Consider the following 4,483-nt stretch of genomic DNA (forward strand, 5'->3'; position numbering starts at 1 on the left):
TCAAGCAACACTTCGCCGCCACGCCGGGGCAATACCGCGACTTGCTCAAGCCATCAGCAAATAACCCACACTGGCCACCAGCAACGCGGCCATCGAACGGTTGAACACCCGCACGCCCTGCGGGTTGACGGTGAGGCACACGCCGGTGTGTTGCTCTTTGCAGGAGCGGCAGCGGCCGCAGGCGACGTTGAAGGGCACGGACACCAGGTCGCCGATTTTCAGGTTCTCGACGTCGCTGCCCTTCTCGATCACTTCACCAGTGATTTCGTGACCGAGCACCAGGCCAGTCTGGGCAGTGGTGCGGCCGCGCACCATGTGTTGGTCGGAGCCGCAGATGTTGGTGGAGACCACGCGCAGGATGACGCCGTGTTCAATCTTCCTGCCACGCGGGTCCTGCATTTTGGGATAGTCGATTTTCTGTACTTCGACCTTGCCGTTGCCGAGATACACGACACCACGATTACCAGACATGCTTTCACCTCGCTGTTGTTTTTATGGAAGCGCGTTGCCCGTGGGTGGGCAGCGCGTTGAGTGCTCGGGTACAGATGCTGTTTTTGCGTTGTTAGTAATGGCCCTATCGGGAGCAAGCCCCCTCCCACAGGGGAATGCATTCCAAATGTGGGAGGGGGCTTGCCCCCGATGGCGTCAGTCAGAGCACCACCGTTCTATTGGCATTCAAAAACACCCGCCGTTCAATGTGATACCCCACCGCCCGGGCCAAGGTCAGCCCTTCGATATCGCGCCCCTTGGCAATCAGGTCCTCGGGATAGTGACTGTGATCCACCACTTCCACACCCTGGGCGATGATCGGGCCTTCATCCAGGTCGTTGTTGATGTAATGCGCCGTCGCGCCGACCAGCTTCACGCCCTTGTTGTACGCCTGGTGATAAGGCTTGGCGCCCTTGAAACCCGGCAACAATGAGTGGTGGATATTGATCGCCTTGCCATCGAGCTTGCGGCACAGCTCCGGCGACAGCACTTGCATGTAGCGCGCAAGAATCACCAGTTCGGCGCCGGTCTGTTCAATCACTTGCCACACCTGACGCTCCTGGGACGGTTTGTCGTGGGGGTCGAGGGCGAAGTGGTGGTAGGGAATCTGGTGCCAGTCGGCCAACGGTTTCAGATCGGCGTGGTTGGACACCACCGCAACCACATCCATCGACAACTGGCCGATACGCTGGCGATACAACAGGTCGTTCAGGCAGTGATCGGCCTTCGACACCATGATTACCACTTTGGGCCGGTAGTTCGGCGCCGTCAGCTCAAAGATCATCCCAAACGCTTGCCCGCGCGCGGCCAGGCCATCACGGAACGCTTGTTCATCGAAACCGTCCGGCTGGCGAAACTCCACGCGGATAAAAAAGCGCGCTGACAACCGGTCATCGAACGAGTGGTGCTCAGTGACGTAGCAACCCTGCTCGAACAGGTAGCGGGTGACCGCGTCCACCGTGCCGAGCACGCTGGGGCAGTCGGCGGTCAAAATCCATGTATCGGGTGCGCGGCTCATGGGTCACTCCTCAGGCTTGAACGCTCAGGCCGAATTCGGCCGAGGCATCCTGCAACCACAACCACCAGTAATCCGAGAAGCTGCGACGAATCACCAGCTCCCAGGTGTCTTCAGCGGTATGGCGGATCACCAATTGCGACTTGGCGAACACCGTGCCCACCGCCTTGCCCACCGGGAAGTTGTCGGGGTGTACGTCATAACTGGTGGACTTCATCAGCACGTCGCGCACGTTCGGGCCGCGCAGTTCGAGGATCTGTTGACCGCCGCTGACGTTGACGATCTGGATGTGCAGATCGCCCAGGGCGGCGCGCAGGTTTTGTTCGGCGGCGAATTCTTCACCGCTCGGCACCACCAGCAACCACTCATCCGGGCCGAGCCATTGCAGGCTGGTTTCGCCTTTGACGATCACGCTCAGGGCGCCGGGCAGTTCGATGCCCAGGGCTTTGTGGACGCCTGCTGCAAACGCGGCGTCATGGCCGTCGCCACGGATAGTCAGGTGGCCGAGGAGTTTCTTTTCACGCACGGTCACGCCGGCATTCTTGCGGCCCTTGCCGATCAGGCTGGCGAGGTCGGCATGGTGCAGCGACGACTCGGCCTTGGCGCCGGTGGTGGGGCGTTGTGGGTAAACATTGGCTGCTGTCATAAAGCACCTGTTTGAATTCTGTGGTGACTGTTCTGGCCTCATCGGGGGCAAGCCCCCTCCCACAGGGGAATGCATTTCAAAATGTGGGAGGGGGCTTGCCCCCGATGGCCGCGACTCGGTCCGTCAGATGTTTTGGCGTTCGCCTTTCGGGTCAAAGAACACCGAAGACACAATCTCCGCCTCAATCACGCTGCCATCGACCTGGGGCGAAAACACCCGTTCGCCGATACGCTTCAAGCCGCCCTTGACCACCGCCATCGCAAACGAATAACCCAGGGAGTTATGCGCATAGCTGGAAGTGACGTGGCCGACCATCTTCATCGGGATCGTCTGCTTGGCGTCGAACACCAGTTGCGCGCCTTCTGGTAGCCACACCGTCGGATCGATCGGCTTCAAGCCCACCAGTTGCTTACGCTCTTCGCGCACGCAGTCTTCACGGTTCATGCCGCGCCAGCCGATCCACGAGAACGGTTTGGTGCGGCCGACGCACCAGCCCATGTTCAGGTCGTCTGGGGTCATCGAGCCGTCGGTGTCCTGGCCGACGATGATGAAGCCCTTCTCGGCCCGTAATACGTGCATGGTCTCGGTGCCGTATGGGGTCAGGTTGTACTGCTTGCCCGCCGCGACGATCTGTTCGAGCACGCCCATGGCGTAGTCGGCCTGCACGTTGACTTCATACGACAGCTCGCCGGTAAACGAGATGCGGAACACCCGCGCCGGCACACCGCCGACCAGGCCTTCTTTCCAGGTCATGAACGGGAAGCCGTCCTTGTCCAGGTCGATGTCGGTGACTTCGGCCAGCAGCTTGCGGCTGTTGGGGCCCGACAGGGTCATGGTCGCCCAGTGGTCGGTGACCGAGGTGAAGTACACCTTGAGGTCCGGCCATTCGGTCTGTTGGTAGATCTCCAACCACTGCAGCACACGGGCGGCGCCGCCGGTGGTGGTGGTCATCAAGAAGTGGTTGTCGGCCAGGCACGCGGTCACGCCGTCGTCGAAGACCATGCCGTCTTCCTTGCACATCAGGCCGTAGCGCGCCTTGCCCACGTCGAGCTTGGTCCAGGCGTTGCTGTAGATGCGGTTGAGGAACTCGCGGGCATCCGGGCCTTGAATGTCGATCTTGCCGAGGGTCGACGCATCCAGCAGGCCGACGCTGTCGCGCACCGCCAGGCATTCGCGCTTGACCGCCGCGTGCAGGTCTTCACCGTTGCGCGGGAAGTACCATGGGCGTTTCCACTGGCCGACGTCTTCAAACTCGGCGCCGTTCTTCACATGCCAGGCGTGCAGCGCGGTGTAGCGAACGGGCTCGAAGATATGCCCACAGTGCCGGCCCGCGACTGCGCCGAAGGTCACCGGCGTGTAGTTGGGGCGGAACATGGTGGTGCCCATCTGCGGGATGGTCACGTTCAGCGAGCGCGCCGCAATGGCCAGGCCGTTGACGTTACCCAGCTTGCCCTGGTCGGTGCCGAAGCCCAGCGCGGTGTAGCGTTTGACGTGTTCCACCGACTCGAAACCTTCGCGGGTGGCGAGCTCGATGGCGGCGGCGGTGACGTCGTTCTGCAGGTCGACAAATTGCTTGGGCGCCCGCGCAGTGGCTTTTTCGTGAGGTACCTGGAACAGTGCCAGGGTCGGTTCTTCCAGGCGGTTCAAGGCTTTAGGCAGCGTGCCTTCCACCGGGGTAAAACCGGCTTCGCTGGCGGCGCGCACGCCGCCTTCAAAACCATCCGCCAGCGAATCGCCAAGACCGTAGACGCCGTTGATACCGCCGACGCACACGCGCTTTTGCGGTGCCTCGCCCGGTACAAAACCGAGGATGTCTTCGCGCCAGGTTGGCTTGCCGCCCAAGTGCGATGCCAGGTGGACCACCGGGCTGTAGCCGCCGGAGCTGGCGACCAGATCGCAGTCCAACCACTCGCCGGGGCTGGTGACGGTATGCGCTTTGACATCGATGGCGGCAACGCGGGCGCCGGTCACGTGTTTGCTGCCACGGGCTTCGATCACGGCGCTGCCGGTGAGGATACGAATGCCTTTGGCGCGGGCTTCTTCCACCAGCGCACCACGTGGGTTGTGACGGGCATCGGCCACGGCCACCACCTTCAGGCCGGCCTCTAACCAGTCCAGCGCGACGCGGTAGGCGTGGTCGTTGTTGGTCGACAGCAGCAGCTTTTGACCCGGTGCCACGCCGTAACGGCGCACGTAAGTCGACACCGCACCGGCGAGCATATTGCCCGGCACGTCGTTGTTGCCGTACACCAGCGGACGCTCGCACGCACCGGTCGCCAGCACCACGCGCTTGGCACGCACGCGGTGGATACGCTGGCGCACCTGGCCGATCG

Annotated in this window: 3 protein-coding genes and 2 pseudogenes; 1 reads left to right on the plus strand and 4 read right to left on the minus strand. The window is 62.3% G+C overall.

All coding sequences use genetic code 11. The features are described from left to right. A pseudogene (locus L9Z73_RS25925) lies at positions 1-104 on the plus strand (AraC family transcriptional regulator); the annotation flags it as partial. A 16-nt stretch (positions 105-120) separates the two neighbouring features. Here the strand turns inward: L9Z73_RS25925 and L9Z73_RS25930 are convergent. The 4 genes and pseudogenes from L9Z73_RS25930 to L9Z73_RS25945 form a co-directional block, all read right to left on the minus strand. Next, positions 121-471 (minus strand): annotated as a pseudogene (locus L9Z73_RS25930) (alcohol dehydrogenase catalytic domain-containing protein); the annotation flags it as partial. A 178-nt stretch (positions 472-649) separates the two neighbouring features. Beyond that, entirely contained in the window at positions 650-1,507 is an 858-nt protein-coding gene (purU, locus tag L9Z73_RS25935; protein WP_247407268.1) for a formyltetrahydrofolate deformylase, read from the minus strand. Positions 1,508-1,517: 10 nt separating this feature from the next. Beyond that, positions 1,518-2,150, minus strand: coding sequence for a sarcosine oxidase subunit gamma (locus L9Z73_RS25940; protein WP_247407270.1), 633 nt, complete (start codon positions 2,148-2,150; stop codon positions 1,518-1,520). A gap of 123 nt (positions 2,151-2,273) precedes the next feature. Then, positions 2,274-4,483 (minus strand): glycine cleavage T C-terminal barrel domain-containing protein (locus L9Z73_RS25945; RefSeq protein ID WP_247407272.1); only part of this gene is annotated, 2,210 nt, incomplete at its 5' end.

Source organism: Pseudomonas emilianonis, assembly GCF_023072625.1.
Taxonomy (GTDB): Bacteria; Pseudomonadota; Gammaproteobacteria; order Pseudomonadales; family Pseudomonadaceae; genus Aquipseudomonas; species Aquipseudomonas paraveronii.